The following is a 22,623-nucleotide window of genomic DNA, read 5'->3' as shown; positions in this document are numbered from 1 at the left end:
TTTTTGTTGCTATTAAATTCTCAAAATGTCTAAAAAAAATATAGCAATACTTACCGTAATTTTGGCAATATTAATTGACCAAATTAGTAAAATATATGTAAAAACTCATTTTCAATTAGGAGAAGAAGTCGTTGTATTTAGTGATTGGTTTAAAATACATTTTACAGAGAATAACGGTATGGCCTGGGGTTTTGAGTTTGGAGGAAAAGCAGGAAAATTATTTTTAACACTGTTTAGAGTTGTTGCGGTATCAGGAATTATTTACTGGTTATGGCAAACTATAAAAAGACAAGCACATACTGCAGTAGTAGTAGCCATATCATTAATTTTAGCAGGAGCCGTAGGTAATATTATCGATTCTGTTTTCTATGGAGTAATTTTTGATTCATCATATCATAATGTAGCAACATTGTTTTCAGATAAACCTTACGGAGAGTTATTTTATGGAAAAGTTGTAGATATGTTGTATTTCCCGATTTATGAAGGGGAAAGTTTTACTTTTTTTAATGCAATATTCAATGGAGCTGATTCTTGGATAACCATTGGAGTAGCATTATTATTCTTATTTAACAAACAAGCATTTCCTAAGGAAGAAAAAGAAGCTTAGTTTTTAAAATTATACTTGTTGCAGATTTTCTATATTTATAGAAAATAAAATCTATGCGTCTCTTAAAGTACATTGCTGTTTTTTTATTAGGCTTTCTTATTGCAAAATTTTGGTATGAAAGAAAAGAAGAGAAACATCAACAAGAAGAAATAAAGGTAGTTTTAAACGGAATTCAAAATTTAAGCAAGTTAGTAGTTTCAGAAGGCAATTTTTCTGAAATGTACAGTTATACAGATACAAAAAAATACTTTTATAACTATTTATCTTTCGAAAAAAAAGCAATGTTATCTGTCAATGCTAAAGTTGAAGTAGGCTATGATTTATCTAAATTAGATATTCAAATAGATAGTATTGCAAAACAAATAATTATTAATAAAATTCCAGAAGAAGAAATAGTAATATCTCCAGATATAAAGTATTTTGATTTGCAACAAAGCAAGTTTAATACTTTTTCAAAAGCTGAATTGAATAAACTTACTGATAAATCAATCGAAAATATAAAATCAACCATAACGGTGTCTAACTTACAAAAAGAAGCTAAAACACGCTTGTTTGAAGAATTATCTAAATTATATCAACTATCTCAAATATATAATTGGGAAGTAATAGACAATACGAACTCTAAAATAAGAGAAGCTATTTTAATCAAAGACTAGTTAGGAAGTTTATTACTTAATAATCCATAAATAAAAGCACCTAACATAGCACCAATAAGAACTATTAAAATTGGTAATATTCCATGACCAATTAATACAAAAATTGGAGCAGGGCAAGCTCCTGCTAAAGCCCATCCTAAACCAAAAATAGTACCGCCAATTAAAGTTCTAATAAAGCCTTTTTTCTTTTCTTTTACCGTAATTTGATTCCCTAAATAATCTTTGATAGTTCCTTTTTTAAAGAAGTACATTAAAATTAAAGAAAGCCCCACAGCAGAACCTATAATTCCATACATATGGAAAGACTGAAATTTAAACATTTCATAAATTCTATACCATGAAATTGCTTCAGATTTGGTTAAAACAATTCCGAAGAAAACACCGAGTAATAAAAATTTTAAATTCTTCATTTTAACCGAAAATTAAAGGGAAAAAAATCCATGTCATTAATAAACCACCAATAAAAAAACCAATTACAGCAATTAACGATGGTAACTGTAAGCTACTCAAACCTGTTATTGCATGACCAGAAGTACAACCTCCAGCATATCGAGTACCAAAACCAATAAAAATACCAGCAACAAGTAATATTATAAAACCTTTTAAAGTAAGCATGCTTTCAATGTTAAAGATTTCATTAGGAACAAAAGAATTACCAGCGCTAGAAAAACCTAAATCGGCTAAATCTTTCACGGTATCTGGATTCAAATCAATAGTAGTTGTAGTAGATAAATAATTTACAGCGACATATCCTCCGATAATTAATCCAACAATAAAAACAAGTGCCCAATCACGCTCTTTCCAGTCTTTTTTAAAGTAATCAGATATCTTTCCCGCACCTGCAATGGTACACATGGTTTCTAAGTTAGTAGATATTCCAAAGTTTTTACCAAAATAGAAAAAGAAAAAAAGAACTAAAGCAATTAAAGGACCAGATACATACCAAGCCCATGGTTGAAATAAAATATCCATTACAATACGTTTTTAATATAATTTAAAATGGCTTTTGTAGCTCCAATATTATCTTTAATGTATTTATGATTCGTGTCCCCCATTTGCTCCCTTAGTTTTTTATCATTCTTTAACGCGGTAAAAATACTAGAAAAATCTTCATTGTTTGTAACAATTGTAACACTCTTCAAATCAAGTAAGTCAGTGGCTTCATTAAATTTCTTGTATTTGTTTCCACCAAATACTACAGGAATACCATAAGTAGCAGGTTCTAAAATATTGTGAAGCCCAGTAGCTAAACCACCACCAACATAAGCAACATCCGCATAGGAATAGATTTTAGTTAAGAGACCAATAGCATCAATAATAAAAACTTGATATTCAGATAAATTTAAGTTGTCTTTTTTAGAAAACAATACAGATTTTTTATGAATAGACTTTTGTAATTCTAAAATTTGCTTCTCGTTTATATTATGAGGCGCAATGATAAATTTCTCACTATCATCAGCAAAGTTATTAATATAGTTTACCAATAGCTTTTCATCCTCTTTCCATGTACTTCCAGCTACTACGGTGTAATGGTTGTTTTGAAATTCAGAAATAAAATCTATGGAATTGTCTTGCTTTAGTATATCGTACACTCTATCAAAACGAGTATCGCCAGCAATGGTACTATTGTTAAGATTTATAGAAGATAATAATTGTTTTGATATTTCATTTTGAACAAAAAAGTGATTGAAAGCTTTTAGTTTTTTTCTTGTAAAACTACCATACCATTTAAAAAATGATTGTTTCTTTCTAAAAATACCTGAAATTAAAATAGTGTGTATTTCTTGCTTTTTTAATTCAGACAATAGGTTTGGCCAGAATTCATATTTAATAATAATAGCAATTTCTGGGTGTACTTTATTGATAAACTTCCTAACGTTAGCTTTTGTGTCAAGAGGTAAATAACAAACTACATCAGCAAGTTTATAGTTTTTTCTGATTTCATAACCAGAAGGAGAAAAAAATGTAACAACAATTTTATGGTTTACATATTGCTTTTTTAATTCTTCAATAATGGGTCTACCTTGTTCAAATTCTCCTAATGAGGCAGCGTGAAACCAGATGACTTTATCAAATGAGGTAATACTGTTAAGCTTACTAAATGTTTCTTTTCTACCATTAACAAAAAGCCTTATTTTTTTATTAAATAAGGCAATAAGAGGCAGTATAATTGATGCTTTAAAAAGCAATAAGTTATAGAGCAAATTCATACTGCGAATCTATGAAATAAAAAAGAAAGTTATTTTTTATTATGGTTTATAGCTTTTAATAGTAATGAACATTTAGCAATATAGCCATAGTCTGATGATTTACTTTCTTTAGCAGCCTTTAAACATTTTGTAGCTCCTTCTTTAGCTATGTCGTTTTTCTTTAAAACATGAGCTAATTCTGCTTTGTAATATACATACCAAAAAGCACCTGGTCTTAGTTCAACAGCTTTGCTAAACCATTTAAAAGCAGTTTCTAAATCTTTATTTTTTAAATAATAATATTGAGCAGCGTCAAAATATGTTTGAGCTTTTACAGGAGTCTCAGAATTGATTATCTTTTCATTTATTTGATTCTGTATAATTGCATCAGAATCTACATTGACAGGAATAATAACTTTTGAATTTTCCCAAGTAATGAATAGGTCAGCACCATTTACAGTAAATTTTTCAAAACCTATCTGTAAAGTTTCCACAAGGTATTGAGTTTTTATTACAGGAACAGTAAAACGAATTAAATCATTAGCTTTTTGATAGCCACCAGCTCCCCATAAGTTACTTTTTTTATGAATAATAATGGTCCATTCTTTTGTGTCTGGAATTGTATATAAACCATAAGTTCCAGCTGGTATTTTATGATTAGCAAATGATACCTCTTTGTTTACGGTAATTTTTGTAGAAGCATTGGCTCCAGTTCTCCATAGTTTTTTATAAGGAATTAAAGCTCCAAAGATTTCTCTATTATTTCGGCTTGGTTGCCCATATTCAAGAGTAAAATTGGCTAAGCCCACTTGTTGTTTAGTAGTGATTTTGGGACTTAAGCTAGGTTTTTCAATTTGAGAAAAACTATGTAGAGTAAGGAATAGAAATAAAGTTAAAATGCTATTTTTCATGATTAAGTTATTTTATTGAAAAATAGACGTGAAAAACGTTAGAAGATTACAATAAAATTAAGGGTATAAAAAAAGGCTAATGAAAATTCATTAACCTTTTTATTTTTATATCTATTTCATTTCGAAATCCTCCATAAATTTTGTGGTATAATTACCAGCAATATAATCAGGATGATCCATTAATTGTCTATGAAAAGGAATTGTAGTTTTTATACCTTCAATTACATACTCATCTAAAGCACGTTTCATTTTATTAATTGCTTCTTCACGAGTTTGTGCAGTAACAATTAATTTTGAAATCATTGAATCGTAGTTAGGCGGAATCATATAGCCAGCATAAACATGCGTGTCTATACGTACACCATGACCACCAGGAGCATGATACGAAGTAATTTTACCTGGAGATGGTCTAAAGTCATTAAAAGGATCTTCTGCATTAATTCTACATTCAATAGAATGTAATTGAGGTAAATAGTTTTTACCAGAAATAGGTACTCCAGCAGCCACTAAAATTTGCTCACGAATTAAATCGTAATCAACAACTTCTTCTGTAATAGGGTGTTCTACTTGGATACGAGTATTCATTTCCATAAAGTAGAAATTTCTGTGCTTATCTACTAAAAATTCAACAGTTCCTGCACCTTCATACTTAATGAATTCTGCAGCTTTTACAGCAGCTTCTCCCATTGAAGTACGCAATTCATCAGTCATGAAAGGAGAAGGTGTTTCTTCTGTTAATTTTTGATGACGACGTTGTACTGAACAATCTCTTTCTGATAAATGACAAGCTTTTCCATAAGAATCACCTATAATTTGTATCTCAATATGGCGAGGTTCTTCAATTAACTTCTCCATATACATATCATCATTTCCAAAGGCAGCTTTAGATTCTTGTCTCGCAGAATCCCAAGCATCTTTTAAATCTTCTGGTTTCCATACAGCACGCATTCCTTTTCCACCACCACCAGCAGACGCTTTTAGCATTACTGGATAACCAGTCTCAATAGCTGTCTTTTCGCAAGCTTCAAAAGATTCTATAACACCTTCACTTCCAGGCACACAAGGTACCCCAGCAGCTAGCATAGTAGACTTAGCATTTGCTTTGTCTCCCATACGGTCAATCATTTCTGGAGATGCTCCAATAAACTTAATCTCGTGCTCATCACATAATTTTGAGAATTTTGCATTCTCTGATAAGAAACCATATCCTGGATGTATAGCATCAGCATTAGTTATTTCTGCTGCAGCTATAATGTTTGCCATCTTTAAATAAGATTGATTACTTGGAGCAGGTCCAATACAAACAGCTTCATCCGCAAATTTTACGTGTAAACTTTCTGCATCTGCTTTAGAATAAACAGCTACAGTTTTAATTCCCATCTCTTTACAGGTTCTAATTACGCGTAGCGCAATCTCACCTCTATTGGCGATTAATATCTTTTTAAACATATGTTCTAAAATTTAAAAACTCTAAATAAAAAGTACTGTACTTTTTATTTAGAGTTATATGTTAATTAAGATGGATCTACTAAAAACAATGGTTGATCAAATTCTACCGGAGAAGAATCATCTACTAATATTTTAACGATTTTACCTGAAACTTCAGATTCAATTTCGTTAAATAATTTCATTGCCTCAATAATACAAACAGTATCACCAACTTTTACTTCAGTACCTACTTCAGCAAAGTTTGGCTTGTCTGGAGAAGGTTTTCTATAAAATGTTCCAATAATTGGAGATTTGATTGTAATATATTTTGAATCGTCCTCAGCAGCAGGAGCATTATTTGCAGGAACAGCAGCAGGAGTTGCTGGCTGAGCTACAGGAGCTTGAGCTACCATTTGTGGAGCTGCAGCTATTTGAGGAGCTGCTTGAATAATTGTAGTTTCAGGAGTTTCACTTCCAGTTTTAATGGTGATTTTAATATCCTCCATTTCTAACTTCACTTCGCTTGCACCAGATTTAGCTACAAACTTTATAAGACTTTGAATTTCTTTAATATCCATTTTCCTAATTTTAGTTGTTTGGTTTTTTATGAATTATATGCCCATTTTAAATAGATAGCTCCCCATGTGAAGCCTCCACCAAATGCAGCAAAAATTAAATTATCTCCTTTTTTCAACTCTTTTTCATAATCTGCAAGTAATAACGGTAAAGTAGCAGATGTTGTATTTCCGTACTTATGTATATTCATCATTACTCTATCACTTTCAAGCCTAACTCTATTAGCTGTAGCTTCAATGATTCTTTTATTTGCTTGATGTGGAACTAACCACTGAATATCGTCTTTTGTTAAGTTATTTCTAGTTAACATTTTTTCAGATACATCAGCCATGTTAGAAACAGCATATTTAAATACTGTTTTTCCTTCTTGATGAACAAAATGTTTTCTGTTCTTTATAGTATCTTCAGTAGCGGGTAAAATAGAACCTCCAGCTTCAATTTTTAAGAATTCACGACCAATACCGTCACTTCTTAAATATTCATCTTGTAAACCTAAACCTTCCTCATTTGGCTCAAACAATGCTGCACCAGCACCATCACCAAAAATGATACAAGTAGCTCTATCTGTATAATCAATGATCGAAGACATTTTATCTGCTCCAATAAGCAAAACTTTTTTATAACGACCACTTTCTATATAGCTAGCAGCTGTAGACATACCATATAAGAAACTAGAACAAGCTGCTTGTAAATCATATGAAAATGCATTTACAGCTCCAATTTGAGAAGCAGTATAAGCTGCAGTTGAAGCTACAGGTAAGTCAGGAGTTGCAGTTGCAACAATAACCATGTCTATTTCTTCAGGTTTAACATTTGATTTTTGAAGTAAATCCTCGGCAGCTTTTATAGCCATAAAAGAAGTTCCAAGACCTTCTCCTTTAAGAATTCTTCTTTCCTTTATTCCAGTCCTAGTAGTAATCCACTCATCATTGGTGTCTACCATAGTCTCCAACTCTTTATTTGTAAGAGCATATTCTGGAAGGTATTTTCCTACCGCTGTGATAGCTGCAGTTATTTTAGTCATAGTTGTTTGTTTTGTCGTAAAACGAGTTTTCAAAGAAATGAAAATTATTTCACTTTTGTATAGAAAAAATTACCAAAAACGTTAATTTTTGGTTTAAAAACGCAAAAAACCCTCTGTTTAAGAGGGTTTTTTATTTTTTTAACTAATTTTTAAGCCTCAGCAGCTGCACCTTCTAATACTACTTGACCTCTGTAGTATAATTTTCCTTCGTGCCAGTGAGCTCTGTGGTATAAATGAGATTCTCCAGTAGTAGGATCAACAGCTATTTGAGGTACAGAAGCCTTATAGTGAGTTCTTCTTTTATCTCTTCTAGTTTTTGATATTTTTCTCTTTGGATGTGCCATCTTATATTTTATTTATCTGTTAGTAAATCCTTTAATTTATCCCATCTAGGGTCTGTTGATTCTTCTTCCTCAACAGGTTTTTCTTCGTTTATTCTTAATTCTTCTAATCTTTTTAATGCATCAGATTCCATAGATCCATCTATAACATTCGGGTGAATCCTTTTTCTTGGAACAGATAAAACTGCTAACTCATATATATATTGAGCTATATTTATTTGATAAGCTTCATGTGGAAGAATCAAAATTTCATCGTGTCCATCATCAAATTCAGGCCCAAACTTAACAACTAAGTTTAAATTACCCTCAATTTTTAAATCAAATGGTTCGTTTGTAATGTCACAAGGAACATTTACAGTTCCTTTAATAGTAAAAGAAAGCTCAAAAAGAGTACTTTTCTTTACGAAAATAACATTAGCGCCTATGTCTGAATTGTTAAATTCATCAAACTGAAATGCATCAAAGAACGTGTTGTCAATTTGATATTCAAACAAATGACTCCCTTCTTTTAAACCTACAAAAGGTATGTTGAATTCTTTTAAGTCTTTCATTTATAATGATCAATTTGAGCGTGCAAAGATATAAAAAATGTTTTTACTTTTATATTTTACCTAAAAAAAATAAACTATTTTACTTTTAGCGTGTTTTTTGTAAGTTCTTTATGCTGTTTTCTGTTCTTAAATATTTGTAATGAGGTAAATAAAGCTTCCTTGAATGAAGATGGATTTGCCTTATTTTTACCTGCAATATCAAATCCAGTTCCGTGGTCGGGTGAGGTTCTAATTTTACTCAATCCAGCTGTGAAATTTACACCATTACCAAAAGATAAAGCTTTAAAAGGAGCTAAACCTTGATCGTGATACATTGCTAAAACACCATCAAATTGTTTGTATGTCTTTGAACCAAAAAATCCATCGGCAGCATAAGGACCGAAAACCAATTTTCCAGAATCTTTAATTTTAGCTATAGTTGGACGGATAATTTCATCGTCTTCTTTTCCTATAATACCCTTGTCACCACAATGTGGATTTAAACCTAAAACAGCTATTTTAGGCTTATTAATATTAAAATCTTGTTTTAATGAAGTGTGCATAATATCAACCTTAGCTTCTATTAGCTCTGGAGTTATGGTTTCTGCAACTTGAGAAATTGGAATATGACCAGTTATTAAACCTATACGAAGTTCATCGGTCATTAAAATCATTAAACTTTTACCTTCTAAGTTTTCTTCTAAATATTCTGTATGTCCAGGAAAGTTAAATTCTTCAGACTGAATATTATCTTTACTTATAGGAGCGGTAAGTAAAATATCAATAGCATCATTTTTTAAAGCAGTAGTTGCAGCTTTAAGCGATTTATGAGCAAATTTACCACCAATTTTTGTTGTTTTACCTAGCTCAATCTTTACTTCTTCTTTCCAAGAATTTACTAAATTGATCTTTCCATGAGCAATTTTATCGACAGAGTTAATACTATGAATACTATTATTTAGTTTAAGGTTTTTCTTATGGTAAGAGATTAGTTTGTTTGAAGCAAATAAAACAGGTGTGCAAAAATCAAGCATACGTTTATCTTCGAAAGTTTTTAAAATAATTTCGATACCAATTCCATTTATATCTCCAACTGAAATTCCAACAATAATTTTGTTTGTATTATCCATAGTTACTTTCGTGCGTAAAAGTTGTATTTTTGATGCAAACAAAAGTAACTAAAATTTAGAGAATGTTTACTGGAATAATTGAAACTCTTGGAACTGTAAAAAGTATAGAAAAAGATAAAGAAAATATACATATCACAATTCAAAGTGATATTACCAATGAATTAAAAATTGATCAAAGTGTTGCTCACAACGGTGTTTGTTTAACAGTGGTTAATATTTCTGGAAATGAATATACGGTTACTGCTATTAAAGAGACTCTTGATAAAACAAATATTGGTAGTTTAAAGAGTGGTGATGAAGTAAACTTAGAGAGAGCAATGAAATTAGGTGCTCGTTTAGATGGTCATATAGTACAAGGTCATGTTGATAAAACTGGAGTGTGTAAAAATATTCAAGATCAAGATGGTAGTACGGTTTTTACTTTTTCTTACGATTTTGATAGTAATAATATTACTATTGAAAAAGGCTCAATAACAATAAATGGAGTAAGTTTAACAGTGGTGAATTCTAAAAAAGATGAATTTAGCGTAGCTATTATTCCTTATACATTAGAGCACACTACTTTTAAAAACCTTATAATAGGTAGTGAAATTAATCTAGAATTTGATGTAATTGGTAAGTATGTAGCAAGGCTTACACAATTTCAATAATCATATAAAATAACCCTTGTATATTATACATGTGATTTAAAAAGTACAAGGGGTGTTTTCTTTTCTTATTGATTAGTAGTTGTTTATAATTTAAAAAATGTTATATTTATATCGTTTTTAAATTTAAACCGCCCCCGGAATCATGAGAAAAAGAGCCTTAAATCACGTATCTTCATTTAAGAGTAGTTTATTATACTTCGAAAAAATTAAACTTCTAGACTTTTTATAGATCAAGAATAATTTTAATTGTTATGGATTCAATAATCTATAACGGTTTCTATGTATAGGGGTTAATGCATAGATGAAATTATTGTTGTAATCTTATTTATCTATTATATAGTTGGGGTTAGAATAGATATGCATCTATGGTACATTATATCCTTATATCTACAAGAATATAATAACTATCAATAAACTTTTATGAAGAACAAAAGCATTAAATTTTTAATGGGATTTTTCCTGTTAATAAATTACTTTAATGTTCAGTCACAAAATTGTAGTATTAATGCAGGAGCAGGAGGAGAAATTTGTGAAGGAGCAGAGTTTAAACTAGATGGGTCTGGAGATGCAAATATAAAACCCGGAACCATTTTGTGGACCCAAATAGCTGGGCCAACAATAGGAATAAGTGATCCTACAACTTATCAACCAAATATTACTGGTGCAACAGGAGGAAATACATATAAATTTAGATTGACAGCTGTATGTACTGATAATCTTTCAACTTTTCAAGATGTTGTTTATACTGTAAAATCCAGTCCAACAGCTACATCTGGAACTGATATAACAAATTGTCCAGGAACTTATTCGTTAGCAGCGAATACCCCTAGTGTAGGTTATACAGGTACTTGGACTATAATTGGTTCAAATGGAGCAGGGTTAACAATAACCAATTCGAATTCTCCAACATCTACTATAAATTTGCCTCAAGAGTCATCAGGTGCTACTATTTTAGAATGGAGAGTCTCTGATGGAAATAATGCAACTTGTGATGGAGTTTCCAGAATAACAGTAACAAATATAGGAGGGGATCCTGTAATATCTGCTGGTCCCGATCAAGTGTTAAAACCATGTTTTGATGCAACAACAACAGTAACTTTAGATGGTTCGTATGGAGGAAATGGGTTTAATGGACAAGAAGGACTTTGGGAGTTGGTTAGTGGTCCTAATAGCCCTAAAATTAAGAATGTAGATAAAAAAGATACCAAAGTAAATGATTTAATAGAAGGTACCTATGTTTTTCGTTGGACTGTGTCAGGTCCTTGTGCTTCAGGGACAAGCACTGTATCAGTTACAGTTCCATCTCCAACAGGTTCAGTTACAAGTGCAGATAGTTTGATAGATGATGATGTGATAAGAATTTGCCATAGTGATACAAATCCAACTACAGAATATTTATTGGTAGCTAATCCGCCAAAAAAGACCGGAGAAACTGTCGAATGGACTCAAGTATCAGGGCCAGGAGGAGTAACAATAGTAAATCCAAATTCGCCTACGACCTTAGTAACAGGTTTGTCTCAAACGGCTGGAGGTAACGTAAATCTTGTTAATTATACATTTAGATATACTGTAAAAGGTCCAGATAATAATTCAAATTGTTTTAAAACCAAAGATGTACGAATTAAATTTATTAAGAAACCATTATTTGTTGAATTGACTGATGATGGAACTCCGTCAGAATGTATTTTTGCAACATTAGGAAATTCGGGTTCTGTTGATGTGAAATTTGGGATTAATAGAGATAATACAAGTTCTAGTACTAGATATAAAATTTTAAGCGGACCAGTAACCACATCAAGTTATGTAGGGATAGGGGCTAATTCCTCAGGAAGTTCTTCTTCTGGAAGGGATTTGACTTTAACATTTACAGAGATAGGTACTTATGTGGTAGGTGTTCTTAGGCGACCAAATGGTGATGTAAATAATGGATGTGAGAATGCAGCTGATGAAATTACAGTAAAAATTTCTGGACCAGCAACGAATGCAAATGCGGGATCAGATATTTATGTATGTACGCCAACAACTACAGCAACTTTAGCAGGTAATAATCCGGTACAAGGTGAAGGAATGTGGTCACAGGTTAGCGGGCCTAATACAGCAGTTATATCAGATGTTTTTGATAGAAATGCTGAGTTATCTTCTCTTATATCGGGTGCTTATGTTTTTCGTTGGAGTATAAATAGTGGTCCAACTAGTACAATTGATCCTTTAGATTCAGATGAAGTTTCGGTTATAGTATCTACTGGACCTCCTTCTCATCCAGCAAATTTTGCAGGTACAGATGTAAATGTATGTGCCGGAAGTTATCAGATGCAAAGTCCAGCTTTGTTAGTTAACGAAGCAGGAAGGTGGACTGTTAGCCCTTCGGCAGGAGTAACTATTGTAGATGATACAGATCCTAAGACATTGGTAATGGGGTTAAGTCCTTTAACAGTTTATACCTTTACGTATACAATATCAAATGCTTGTGGAAGCATAAACGATTCAGTTATTGTATCAACAACAGGGAATACAAGTCCATCAACGGCAAATGCAGGCTCGGATATTTGTTTAACGTCGGGTACATCAACGACATTAAACGCAACAGCAATTACTGCTGGTGAAATGGGAACTTGGACTCAGGTTTCTGGACCAAATACAGCAAGTTTTTCAGATGTTAACTCAGCGTCTACATCTATTACAGGGTTAATACCAGGGAATTATGAGTTTAAATGGAGGATAACAAATACTTCTTGTCCTTTAAATATAACTGAAGATACTGTAATCGTATCACTATTAAATTCTGTGCCTTCAGCTGGTGCTGATCAAGATATTTGCGGGGCTAGTACGATAACCATGGCAGCAGATGCAAATCCAAATGGAGGAGGTACTTGGGTGCAAACGTTTGGTCCAGCAGGTTGGACGGTAACAGATATAACAAGTCCTACAGCAATGTTTTCTAACTTAAGTGATGGAAAATATGAATTTGAATGGAGGGTTTCATTAGCAGATTGTTTTGTGAATGATAAAGTTGTTTTTACAATAACAAATACCCCAACTGTAGCAAGTGTAGCTGCACCAACAATAGCTTCTTGTTCTAATACGGCTACATTAAATGCTAACCCAGTTACTGTAGGGGTTGGAAAATGGGTTTGGGTTTCAGGTCCGAATACACCTTCAATAAATGATGCAAATTCACCAACAGCTACCATAAGTGGTTTGGTAACTGGAACCTATAAGTATAAGTGGACTAGTTCTCCTCTTTATCCAAGTGCTGATCCAACATGTAATTTAGGAAGTAGTACAGATTTAACAATTAATGTTGTGGCTCCAGCAAATGCAGGAAATGATCAAGATTTGTGTGCTGCTAATGAAGTGTTGTTACAAGGTACTGTAGGTTCTACTGGTACTTGGAGTTTTCAAAGTTCTACAGGTGTAGATAGCCCTACACCAGTAGCAATTAATGCTAATATGGCTAAGGCTACAATTATTCCAGGGAATAATTATGTATTTACTTATACGCTTACTATACCAGGAGGTTCTTCATGTGTAGGTTCTTCTGATGATGTAACAATTAATAACGCGTTAACTAATACAGCGAGTATAACTACGGTAGATCAATCATTGTGTTTACCAATAAGTTCAGTTTCTGTAACTGCAGCTGAAGTTTCAGGTACTTGGACTTATCGAGAATCTCTTAGTCAAGCTACAAGTTCGGCGGGTTTACCTTCTGCGGCAAGTATAGGGATTTCTAATCCAAATGCTCAAACAACTACTATTACAGGTTTAACAAATCCTGGAATCTATATATTTAGATGGACAACTGGTAGTGGAGATTGTCAAAAATTAGATGAAATAACAATAACAGTTCACGAAGCACCAAGTACTGCAGATGCAGGGCAAGCGACAATGAGTCTATGTGTATTGGATGCAAGATTAGCCGCAACTGCTCCTACGAGCGGATTAGGAGCTTGGTCTTTTGTAAGTGGTACAGGATTGTCTTCTGGAGATGTTGTTTTTGATAGTCCTAATAGTCCTACATCAACATTAACTTTAACAAATGCTAATGCAGGTGATACGGCAATATTAAGATGGACAGTAAGTAGTGGAGGATGTACTCCAAGTACGGATGATATAACTATTACTATTGTTGAAAGTATAACAGCAACATTATCGACTTTAAGTTCAATGAATAGTTGTCAAGGAGTGAATAATGGAAGTTTATCAGCAACAGGTTCAGGGGGAGTAGCTCCTTATTCTTATAACCTTTTATATGCTACTAGTTCGGGAGGAGTATTTATAGATGCTTCTCAAACAGATGGGGATAGTGATGGAAGTTATACAGGTTTACAACCTGGGTTTTATAAAATAGTTTTGACAGATTCGCAAAACTGTGGAAGTGTAACAAGTGCAGAACAAGAAATAATAGAACAAGCACAAGCACCGTTGCCAGTTGTAACTAATGGAGTTTATTGTGAAGGAACAGCAGCTGATCCTTTATCAATGAGAGCTACAGGTTCAGGTGTTTTAACATGGTATGATTCAGATGCAACAACAGTTTTGTCTGCTTCTACTGTGCCAAGTACAGCTTCAGCGGGAGTAAAAACGTATTATGTAAGTAACACGGTAGGTGTGTGTGTGAGTGCAAAAGTATCAGTAACTATAACTGTTAATGAAGCTTTTTCAATTGATACCCAACCAGCGGGAAGCACAACGGTTTGTAAAGACGGAGCAGTGACTTTAAATGTCGGAGCGAGTGGTGGCGTAGGAAGTTTAACCTATCAATGGCAATCAGCAACAAGTTTGGCAGGACCTTATAGTGATGTAACTAATGGAACAGGAGGTACAACAGCCAATTATAGTCCAGTTACTTCTACCGAAGGCACTTTATATTATCAAGTGGTAGTTAGCAATGCAGGAACAGGATGTGCTAGTATTACCAGTAATAAATCAACAGTTACAGTAAATGCATTACCTACCATCGATACTCAACCAGCAGCAAGTACGACCGTTTGTAAAGACGGAGCAGTAACTTTAAATGTAGCAGCGAGTGGTGGCGTAGGAAGTTTAAGCTATCAATGGCAATCAGCAACAAGTTTAGTAGGGCCTTATAGTAATGTAACCAGTGGAACAGGAGGTACAACGACGAGTTATAGTCCAGTGACTTCAACTGAAGGAACTTTATATTATCAAGTAGTAGTTAGCAATTCAGGAACAGGATGTACTAGTGTTACCAGTAGTAAATCAACAGTAACAGTAAATGCATTACCAACCATCGATACCCAGCCAGCAGCAAGTACGACAGTTTGTAAAGACGGCGCAGTAACTTTAAATGTCGTTGCGAGTGGTGGCGTAGGAAGTTTAACTTATCAATGGCAATCAGCAACAAGTTTGGCAGGAACTTATAGTGATGTAACTAGTGGAACAGGAAGTACAACAGCGAGTTATAGTCCAGTTACTTCAACCGAAGGAACTTTATATTATCAAGTAGTGGTTAGCAATGCAGGAACAGGATGTACTAGTGTTACCAGTAGTAAATCAACAGTAACGGTTAACCAAGTTCCAACCATTGATACCCAACCGACTGCAAGCACGACTGTTTGTAAAGATGGGGCACTGACTTTAAATGTAGCAGTGAGTGGTGGCGTAGGAAGTTTAACTTATCAATGGCAATCAGCAACAAGTTTAGCAGGTACTTATAGTGATGTAACCAGTGGAACAGGAGGTACAACTGCGAATTATAGTCCAGTTACTTCAACCGAAGGAACTTTATATTATCAAGTGGTAGTTAGCAATGCAGGAACAGGATGTACTAGTGTTACCAGTAGTAAATCAACAGTAACAGTAAATGCATTACCAACCATAGATACCCAACCAGCAGCAAGTACGACCGTTTGTAAAGACGGCGCAGTGATTTTAAGTGTGATGGCAAGAGGTGGAGTAGGAAGTTTAACTTATCAATGGCAATCGGCAACAAGTTTAGCAGGAACTTATAGTGATGTAACTAGTGGAACAGGAAGTACAACAGCGAGTTATAGTCCAGTTACTTCAACCGAAGGAACTTTATATTATCAAGTAGTGGTTAGCAATGCAGGAACAGGATGTACTAGTGTTACCAGTAGTAAATCAACAGTAACGGTAAATGCATTACCAATCATCGATACTGAGCCAGCAGCAAGTACGACTGTTTGTAAAGACGGTGCAGTGACTCTAAATGTCGTTGCGAGTGGTGGCGTAGGAAGTCTAAGCTATCAATGGCAATCAGCAACAAGTTTAGCAGGCCCTTATAGTGATGTAACTAGTGGAACAGGAGGGACAACGGCGAGTTATAGTCCTGTAACTTCAACCGAAGGAACTTTATATTATCAAGTGGTAGTAAGTAATGCAGGAACAGGATGTACTAGTGTTACCAGTAGTAAATCAACAGTAACAGTAAATGCATTACCAACCATAGATACTGAGCCAGCGGCAAGTACTACTGTTTGTAAAGACGGCGCAGTGACTTTAAATGTAGCAGTGAGTGGTGGCGTAGGAAGTTTAAGCTATCAATGGCAATCTTCTACAAGTTTAGCAGGTCCTTATAGTGATGTAACCAGTGGAACAGGAGGCACAACAGCGAGTTATAGTCCAGTAACTTCTACTGAAGGAACTTTATATTATCAAGTAGTAGTTAGCAATGCAGGAACAGGTTGTACCAGTGTTACTAGTAGTAAATCAACAGTGATAGTAAATGCATTACCAACCATAAATACCCAACCAACGGCAAGTACGACAGTTTGTAAAGACGGAGCAGTGACTTTAAATGTCGGAGCGAGTGGTGGCGTAGGAAGTTTAAGCTATCAATGGCAATCAGCAACAAGTTTAGCAGGGCCTTATAGTAATGTAACCAGTGGAACAGGAGGCACAACAGCGAGTTACAGTCCAGTAACTTCTACTGAAGGAACTTTATATTATCAAGTAGTAGTTAGCAATGCAGGAACAGGATGTACTAGTGTTACCAGTAGTAAATCAACAGTAACGGTTAACCAAATTCCAACCATAAATACCCAACCAACGGCAAGTACAACTGTTTGTAAAGACGGCGCTGTAACTTTAAATGTAGCAGCGAGTGGCGGAGTAGGAAGTTTAAGCTATCAATGGCAATCAGCAACAAGTTTAGCAGGGCCTTATAGTGATGTAACTAGTGGAACAGGAGGTACAACAGCGAATTATAGTCCAGTAACTTCAACCGAAGGAACTTTATATTATCAAGTGGTAGTTAGCAATGCAGGAACAGGATGTACCAGTGTTACGAGTAGTAAATCAACAGTAACGGTTAACCAAGTTCCAACTATTGATACTGAGCCAGCAGCAAGTACGACTGTTTGTAAAGACGGAGCAGTGACTTTAAATGTAGCAACAAGTGGTGGAATAGGAAGTTTAACTTATCAATGGCAATCAGCAACAAGTTTAGCAGGGCCTTATAGTGATGTAACTAGTGGAACAGGAGGTACAACAGCGAATTATAGTCCAGTAACTTCAACCGAAGGAACTTTATATTATCAAGTGGTAGTTAGCAATGCAGGAACAGGATGTGCCAGTGTTACGAGTAGTAAATCAACAGTAACGGTTAACCAAGTTCCAACTATTGATACTGAGCCAGCAGCAAGTACGACTGTTTGTAAAGACGGAGCAGTGACTTTAAATGTAGCAGCAAGTGGCGGAGTAGGAAGTTTAACTTATCAATGGCAATCAGCAACAAGTTTAGCAGGACCTTATAGTAATGTAACCACAGGAACAGGAGGTACAACGGCGAGTTATAATCCTGTAACTTCTACCGAAGGAACTTTATATTATCAAGTGGTAGTTAGCAATGCAGGAACAGGATGTACTAGTGTTACCAGTAGTAAATCAACAGTGACGGTAAATGCATTACCAACCATTGATACTGAGCCAGCGGCAAGCACGACTGTTTGTAAAGACGGTGCAGTAACTTTAAATGTTGTAGCTAGTGGTGGTGTAGGAAGTTTAACCTATCAATGGCAATCAGCAACAAGTTTAGCAGGCCCATATAGTAATGTAACCAGTGGAACAGGAGGTACAACAGCCAATTATAGTCCAGCAACTTCAATCGAAGGAACTTTATATTATCAAGTGGTAGTTAGCAATGCAGGAACAGGTTGTACTAGTGTAACCAGTAGTAAATCTACTGTTACAGTAAATGCATTACCAACCATCGATACTGAGCCAGCTGCAAGTACTACAGTTTGTAAAGACGGAGCAGTGACTTTAAATGTAGCAGCAAGTGGTGGCGTAGGAAGTTTAACTTATCAATGGCAATCAGCAACAAGTTTAGCAGGGCCTTATAGTGATGTAACTAGTGGAACAGGAGGTACAACAGCGAATTATAGTCCAGTAACTTCAACCGAAGGAATTTTATATTATCAAGTGGTAGTTAGCAATGCAGGAACAGGATGTACCAGTGTTACGAGTAGTAAATCAACAGTAACGGTTAACCAAGTTCCAACTATTGATACTGAGCCAGCAGCAAGTACGACTGTTTGTAAAGACGGAGCAGTGACTTTAAATGTAGCAGCAAGTGGCGGAGTAGGAAGTTTAACTTATCAATGGCAATCAGCAACAAGTTTAGCAGGACCTTATAGTAATGTAACCAAAGGAACAGGAGGTACAACGGCGAGTTATAATCCTGTAACTTCTACCGAAGGAACTTTATATTATCAAGTGGTAGTTAGCAATGCAGGAACAGGATGTACTAGTGTTACCAGTAGTAAATCAACAGTAACGGTTAACCAAGTTCCAACCATTGATACCCAACCGACTGCAAGCACGACTGTTTGTAAAGGTGGGGCAGTAACTCTAAGCGTAGTAGCGAGTGGTGGCGTAGGAAGTTTAACTTATCAATGGCAATCAGCAACAAGTTTGGCAGGTCCTTATAGTGATGTAACTAGTGGAACAGGAAGTACAACAGCGAGTTATAGTCCAGTAACTTCAACCGAAGGAACTTTATATTATCAAGTAGTAGTTAGCAATGCAGGAACAGGTTGTACCAGTGTTACTAGTAGTAAATCAACAGTTACAGTAAATGCATTACCAACCATCGATACTGAGCCAGCTGCAAGTACTACAGTTTGTAAAGACGGAGCAGTGACTTTAAATGTCGCAGCAAGTGGTGGAGTAGGAAGTTTAACTTATCAATGGCAATCAGCAACAAGTTTAGCAGGGCCTTATAGTGATGTAACTAGTGGAACAGGAGGTACAACAGCGAATTATAGTCCAGTAACTTCAACCGAAGGATTTTTATATTATCAAGTGGTAGTTAGCAATGCAGGAACAGGATGTACCAGTGTTACTAGTAGTAAATCAACAGTAACGGTTAACCAAGTTCCAACTATCGATACCCAACCAGCGGCAAGTACGACTGTTTGTAAAGACGGCGCAGTGACTTTAAATGTAGCAGTGAGTGGTGGCGTAGGGAGTTTAACTTATCAGTGGCAATCAGCAACAAGTTTGGCAGGTCCTTATAGTGATGTAACCAGCGGAATAGGAGGTACAACGGCGAGTTATAATCCTGTAACTTCTACCGAAGGAACTTTATATTATCAAGTGGTAATTAGCAATGCAGGAACAGGATGTACTAGTGTAACCAGTAGTAAATCAACAGTAACAGTAAATGCATTACCAACCATCGATACTGAGCCAGCAGCAAGTACGACTGTTTGTAAAGACGGTGCAGTGACTTTAAATGTAGCAGTGAGTGGTGGCGTAGGAAGTTTAACCTATCAATGGCAATCAGCAACAAGCTTAGCAGGACCTTATAGTGATGTAACCAGTGGGGCAGGAGGCACAACTGCCAATTATAGTCCTGTAACTTCTACCGAAGGAACTTTATATTATCAAGTGGTAGTTAGCAATGCAGGAACAGGATGTATCAGTGTTACTAGTAGTAAATCAACAGTAACAGTAAATGCATTACCAACTATCGATACTGAGCCAGCAGCAAGTACGACTGTTTGTAAAGACGGCGCAGTGACTTTAAATGTAGCAGCGAGTGGTGGCGTAGGAAGTTTAAGCTATCAATGGCAATCAGCAACAAGTTTAGCAGGGCCTTATAGTGATGTAACTAGTGGAACAGGAGGCACAACAGCGAGTTATAGCCCAGTTACTTCTACCGAAGGAACTTTATATTATCAAGTAGTAGTTAGTAATGCAGGAACAGGATGTACAAGTGTTACCAGTAGTAAATCAACAGTAACGGTTAACCAAGTTCCAACCATCGATACTGAGCCAGCAGCAAGTACAACTGTTTGTAAAGACGGCGCAGTGACTTTAAATGTAGCAGCGAGTGGTGGCGTAGGAAGTTTAACTTATCAATGGCAATCAGCAACAAGTTTAGCAGGACCTTATAGTAATGTAACCACAGGAACAGGAGGTACAACGGCGAGTTATAATCCTGTAACTTCAACCGAAGGAACTTTATATTATCAAGTGGTAGTTAGCAATGCAGGAACAGGATGTACTAGTGTTACCAGTAGTAAATCAACAGTGACGGTAAATGCATTACCAACCATTGATACTGAGCCAGCGGCAAGCACGACTGTTTGTAAAGACGGTGCAGTAACTTTAAATGTTGTAGCTAGTGGTGGTGTAGGAAGTTTAACTTATCAATGGCAATCAGCAACAAGTTTAGCAGGGCCTTATAGTGATGTAACCACAGGAACGGGAGGTACAACAGCGAGTTATAGTCCAGTAACTTCAACCGAAGGGACTTTATATTATCAAGTAGTAGTGAGCAATGCAGGAACAGGTTGTACTAGTGTAACCAGTAGTAAATCAACAGTAACAGTAAATGGATTACCAACCATTGATACTGAGCCAGCTGCAAGTACTACAGTTTGTAAAGATGGCGCAGTGACTTTAAATGTCGTAGCTAGTGGTGGCGTAGGAAGTTTAAGCTATCAATGGCAATCAGCAACAAGTTTAGCAGGGCCTTATAGTGATGTAACTAGTGGAACAGGAGGTACAACAGCGAATTATAATCCTGTAACTTCAACCGAAGGAACTTTATATTATCAAGTGGTAGTTAGCAATGCAGGAACAGGATGTACAAGTGTTACCAGTAGTAAATCAATAGTTGTTGTTGGAAAGTGTGCTGATTTGAGTTTGATTAAAACAGTTGATAACTTAATTCCAAATGTAGGTGACGTTGTTACATTTACTCTAGAAATTAATAATCAGGGTCCTAATTTAGCAAATGATGTTAGTGTAGAAGATATATTGCCTTCAGGCTATGAGAATATTACACAGATAAGTAATGGAGGTGTTTTAAGTGGTGGTAAAATTACTTGGAGTGGTTTAACAATAACTACTTCTGGAATCAACTTAACATATAAAGCAACTGTTAAAGCTCCTACAGGAATAGCAAATGAGTATAAAAATGTAGCTCAGATTATTGCAAGTGATAGTGGAGATATAGATAGTAATGTAAATAATGATGATGGAGATCAAAGTGAAGATGATGAAGATAGTATTGTTATTATTCCTCAAGTAGTTGATTTAAGTTTACAAAAAACTATTAGTAACCCAACTCCAAATGTTGGAGATGTAGTCACTTTTACAATTGATTTAAGTAATTCGGGGGCTAATACAGCAACAGGGGTAAGTGTAGAAGACGTTTTACCAGTTGGTTATGAGAATATAACTTCGATTACAAATGGAGGAGTTCTAATTGGAAATAAAATAACTTGGTCTAATTTGACGGTAACTAGCTCTGGATTACAATTAACATATGATGCTACAGTAAAGGCTCCAACAGGAGTTGTGGATGAATATAAAAATATAGCACAAGTAATTAAAAGTGACCAATATGATACCGATAGTGAGGTGGATAATGATGATGGGGATCAGAGTGAAGATGATGAAGGTAGTGTGGGAATTTTATTGCAAGGTGTAGATTTGGCTTTAATAAAAGAAGTGGATAATCTTGAGCCTAGAGCTAATACTAATGTTATGTTTACTATTACTTTAACGAATAGTGGACCAGGAGTTGCGACCAATGTTGAGATAGAAGAAGTTTTACCAGATGGATATGAATTTGTTTCTTATACAGCTAGTTCTGGAGCTTACGATGATATAGTTGGACTGTGGCAAATACCTACGCTTAATCCAAATGAAACAATCAAATTGTATTTAACTGTAAAAGTGAAATCTTCAGGAGACTATTTGAATATAGTTAATGTATCTAATTTAGATCAGTTTGATAGTGATTCCTCAAATAATTCTTCATCAGCCAGTGTAACTCCTATTTGTTTAACGGTATTTAATGAGTTTTCACCTAATGATGATGATACAGTTAATAGTAAGTTTAAAATAAACTGTATAGAAAAGTATCCAAATAACACGCTAGAAATTTTTAATAGATGGGGGAATTTGGTTTATAAAAAGAAAGGTTATGATAATACTTGGGATGGTACTTCAAATGGAAGAGCAACTGTAGAAAAGGATGTTAAACTACCAGTAGGAACTTATTACTATGTATTAGACTTAGGGAATAACGAAAAGCCAATTGTAGGCTGGTTGTACATTAACAGGTAAAAATAATTTGA

At 35.0% G+C, this 22,623-nt stretch carries 14 protein-coding genes; 4 read left to right on the top strand and 10 right to left on the bottom strand.

Going from position 1 to position 22,623, the window contains the following annotated elements:
• Positions 1-25 precede the first annotated feature (25 nt).
• Positions 26-607 (top strand): lipoprotein signal peptidase, encoded by a 582-nt coding sequence (locus tag Q0958_RS00930; RefSeq protein ID WP_299118483.1) that lies wholly within the window; start codon positions 26-28, stop codon positions 605-607.
• 53 nt (positions 608-660) lie between these two features.
• On the top strand, positions 661-1,263 hold the full coding sequence (locus Q0958_RS00925; protein WP_150898442.1) for a DUF4230 domain-containing protein: 603 nt from the start codon (positions 661-663) through the stop codon (positions 1,261-1,263).
• On the opposite strand, the gene Q0958_RS00920 is transcribed toward Q0958_RS00925, so the two are convergent.
• From Q0958_RS00920 to pdxA, 10 genes are all read right to left on the bottom strand, one after another.
• The gene (locus Q0958_RS00920) at positions 1,260-1,673 is read right to left on the bottom strand and encodes a DUF6691 family protein (protein ID WP_272150653.1); all 414 of its coding nucleotides are present in this window, start codon (positions 1,671-1,673) and stop codon (positions 1,260-1,262) included. The genes Q0958_RS00925 and Q0958_RS00920 overlap by 4 nt on opposite strands.
• Position 1,674: 1 nt before the next feature.
• Complete coding sequence (locus Q0958_RS00915; protein ID WP_299118479.1) at positions 1,675-2,235, bottom strand: YeeE/YedE thiosulfate transporter family protein; 561 nt, start codon at positions 2,233-2,235, stop codon at positions 1,675-1,677.
• Positions 2,235-3,473 (bottom strand): glycosyltransferase N-terminal domain-containing protein, encoded by a 1,239-nt coding sequence (locus Q0958_RS00910; protein ID WP_299118477.1) that lies wholly within the window; start codon positions 3,471-3,473, stop codon positions 2,235-2,237. The genes Q0958_RS00915 and Q0958_RS00910 overlap by 1 nt, the downstream gene beginning before the upstream one ends.
• A gap of 29 nt (positions 3,474-3,502) precedes the next feature.
• A complete protein-coding gene (locus tag Q0958_RS00905) occupies positions 3,503-4,363 on the bottom strand; it encodes a DUF2911 domain-containing protein (RefSeq protein WP_299118475.1) in 861 nt (286 codons plus the stop codon).
• Positions 4,364-4,474: 111 nt separating this feature from the next.
• The gene (accC, locus tag Q0958_RS00900; protein ID WP_272150657.1) at positions 4,475-5,812 is read right to left on the bottom strand and encodes an acetyl-CoA carboxylase biotin carboxylase subunit; all 1,338 of its coding nucleotides are present in this window, start codon (positions 5,810-5,812) and stop codon (positions 4,475-4,477) included.
• Between the two features lie 65 nt (positions 5,813-5,877).
• Positions 5,878-6,369: an acetyl-CoA carboxylase biotin carboxyl carrier protein gene (accB, locus tag Q0958_RS00895; protein WP_299118473.1), complete on the bottom strand. Its 492-nt coding sequence runs from the start codon at positions 6,367-6,369 to the stop codon at positions 5,878-5,880.
• A 26-nt stretch (positions 6,370-6,395) separates the two neighbouring features.
• Positions 6,396-7,391 carry a beta-ketoacyl-ACP synthase III gene (locus tag Q0958_RS00890; protein ID WP_299118472.1) on the bottom strand — a complete coding sequence of 332 codons (996 nt, stop codon included), beginning with the start codon at positions 7,389-7,391 and terminating at the stop codon, positions 6,396-6,398.
• A 149-nt stretch (positions 7,392-7,540) separates the two neighbouring features.
• Complete coding sequence (rpmF, locus tag Q0958_RS00885) at positions 7,541-7,735, bottom strand: 50S ribosomal protein L32 (protein WP_150898450.1); 195 nt, start codon at positions 7,733-7,735, stop codon at positions 7,541-7,543.
• Positions 7,736-7,743: 8 nt separating this feature from the next.
• Positions 7,744-8,283, bottom strand: coding sequence for a DUF177 domain-containing protein (locus Q0958_RS00880; RefSeq protein ID WP_299118465.1), 540 nt, complete (start codon positions 8,281-8,283; stop codon positions 7,744-7,746).
• A gap of 74 nt (positions 8,284-8,357) precedes the next feature.
• Positions 8,358-9,392 (bottom strand): 4-hydroxythreonine-4-phosphate dehydrogenase PdxA, encoded by a 1,035-nt coding sequence (pdxA, locus tag Q0958_RS00875; RefSeq protein WP_299118463.1) that lies wholly within the window; start codon positions 9,390-9,392, stop codon positions 8,358-8,360.
• 62 nt (positions 9,393-9,454) lie between these two features.
• On the opposite strand from pdxA, the gene Q0958_RS00870 reads away from it, so the two are divergent.
• Both Q0958_RS00870 and Q0958_RS00865 read left to right on the top strand, forming a co-directional pair.
• Positions 9,455-10,042 carry a riboflavin synthase gene (locus tag Q0958_RS00870; protein ID WP_299118461.1) on the top strand — a complete coding sequence of 196 codons (588 nt, stop codon included), beginning with the start codon at positions 9,455-9,457 and terminating at the stop codon, positions 10,040-10,042.
• Between the two features lie 420 nt (positions 10,043-10,462).
• Positions 10,463-22,612 carry a gliding motility-associated C-terminal domain-containing protein gene (locus tag Q0958_RS00865; protein WP_299118459.1) on the top strand — a complete coding sequence of 4,050 codons (12,150 nt, stop codon included), beginning with the start codon at positions 10,463-10,465 and terminating at the stop codon, positions 22,610-22,612.
• The last annotated feature ends 11 nt before the right edge of the window (positions 22,613-22,623 follow it).

The organism is uncultured Tenacibaculum sp., from assembly GCF_947499065.1.
Taxonomy (GTDB): Bacteria; Bacteroidota; Bacteroidia; order Flavobacteriales; family Flavobacteriaceae; genus Polaribacter.
The sequence above is the reverse complement of the archived record's forward strand: the minus strand, read 5'-3'. Positions and strand labels throughout refer to the sequence as shown.

What these genes read in the sequence shown, in the direction of transcription:
- Q0958_RS00930 (WP_299118483.1), top strand. Translation starts at nt 26, where the DNA reads ATGTCTAAAAAAAATATAGCAATACTTACCGTAATTTTGGCAATATTA.
- Q0958_RS00925 (WP_150898442.1), top strand. Translation starts at nt 661, where the DNA reads ATGCGTCTCTTAAAGTACATTGCTGTTTTTTTATTAGGCTTTCTTATT.
- Q0958_RS00920 (WP_272150653.1), bottom strand. Translation starts at nt 1,673, where the DNA reads ATGAAGAATTTAAAATTTTTATTACTCGGTGTTTTCTTCGGAATTGTT.
- Q0958_RS00915 (WP_299118479.1), bottom strand. Translation starts at nt 2,235, where the DNA reads ATGGATATTTTATTTCAACCATGGGCTTGGTATGTATCTGGTCCTTTA.
- Q0958_RS00910 (WP_299118477.1), bottom strand. Translation starts at nt 3,473, where the DNA reads ATGAATTTGCTCTATAACTTATTGCTTTTTAAAGCATCAATTATACTG.
- Q0958_RS00905 (WP_299118475.1), bottom strand. Translation starts at nt 4,363, where the DNA reads ATGAAAAATAGCATTTTAACTTTATTTCTATTCCTTACTCTACATAGT.
- accC (WP_272150657.1), bottom strand. Translation starts at nt 5,812, where the DNA reads ATGTTTAAAAAGATATTAATCGCCAATAGAGGTGAGATTGCGCTACGC.
- accB (WP_299118473.1), bottom strand. Translation starts at nt 6,369, where the DNA reads ATGGATATTAAAGAAATTCAAAGTCTTATAAAGTTTGTAGCTAAATCT.
- Q0958_RS00890 (WP_299118472.1), bottom strand. Translation starts at nt 7,391, where the DNA reads ATGACTAAAATAACTGCAGCTATCACAGCGGTAGGAAAATACCTTCCA.
- rpmF (WP_150898450.1), bottom strand. Translation starts at nt 7,735, where the DNA reads ATGGCACATCCAAAGAGAAAAATATCAAAAACTAGAAGAGATAAAAGA.
- Q0958_RS00880 (WP_299118465.1), bottom strand. Translation starts at nt 8,283, where the DNA reads ATGAAAGACTTAAAAGAATTCAACATACCTTTTGTAGGTTTAAAAGAA.
- pdxA (WP_299118463.1), bottom strand. Translation starts at nt 9,392, where the DNA reads ATGGATAATACAAACAAAATTATTGTTGGAATTTCAGTTGGAGATATA.
- Q0958_RS00870 (WP_299118461.1), top strand. Translation starts at nt 9,455, where the DNA reads ATGTTTACTGGAATAATTGAAACTCTTGGAACTGTAAAAAGTATAGAA.
- Q0958_RS00865 (WP_299118459.1), top strand. Translation starts at nt 10,463, where the DNA reads ATGAAGAACAAAAGCATTAAATTTTTAATGGGATTTTTCCTGTTAATA.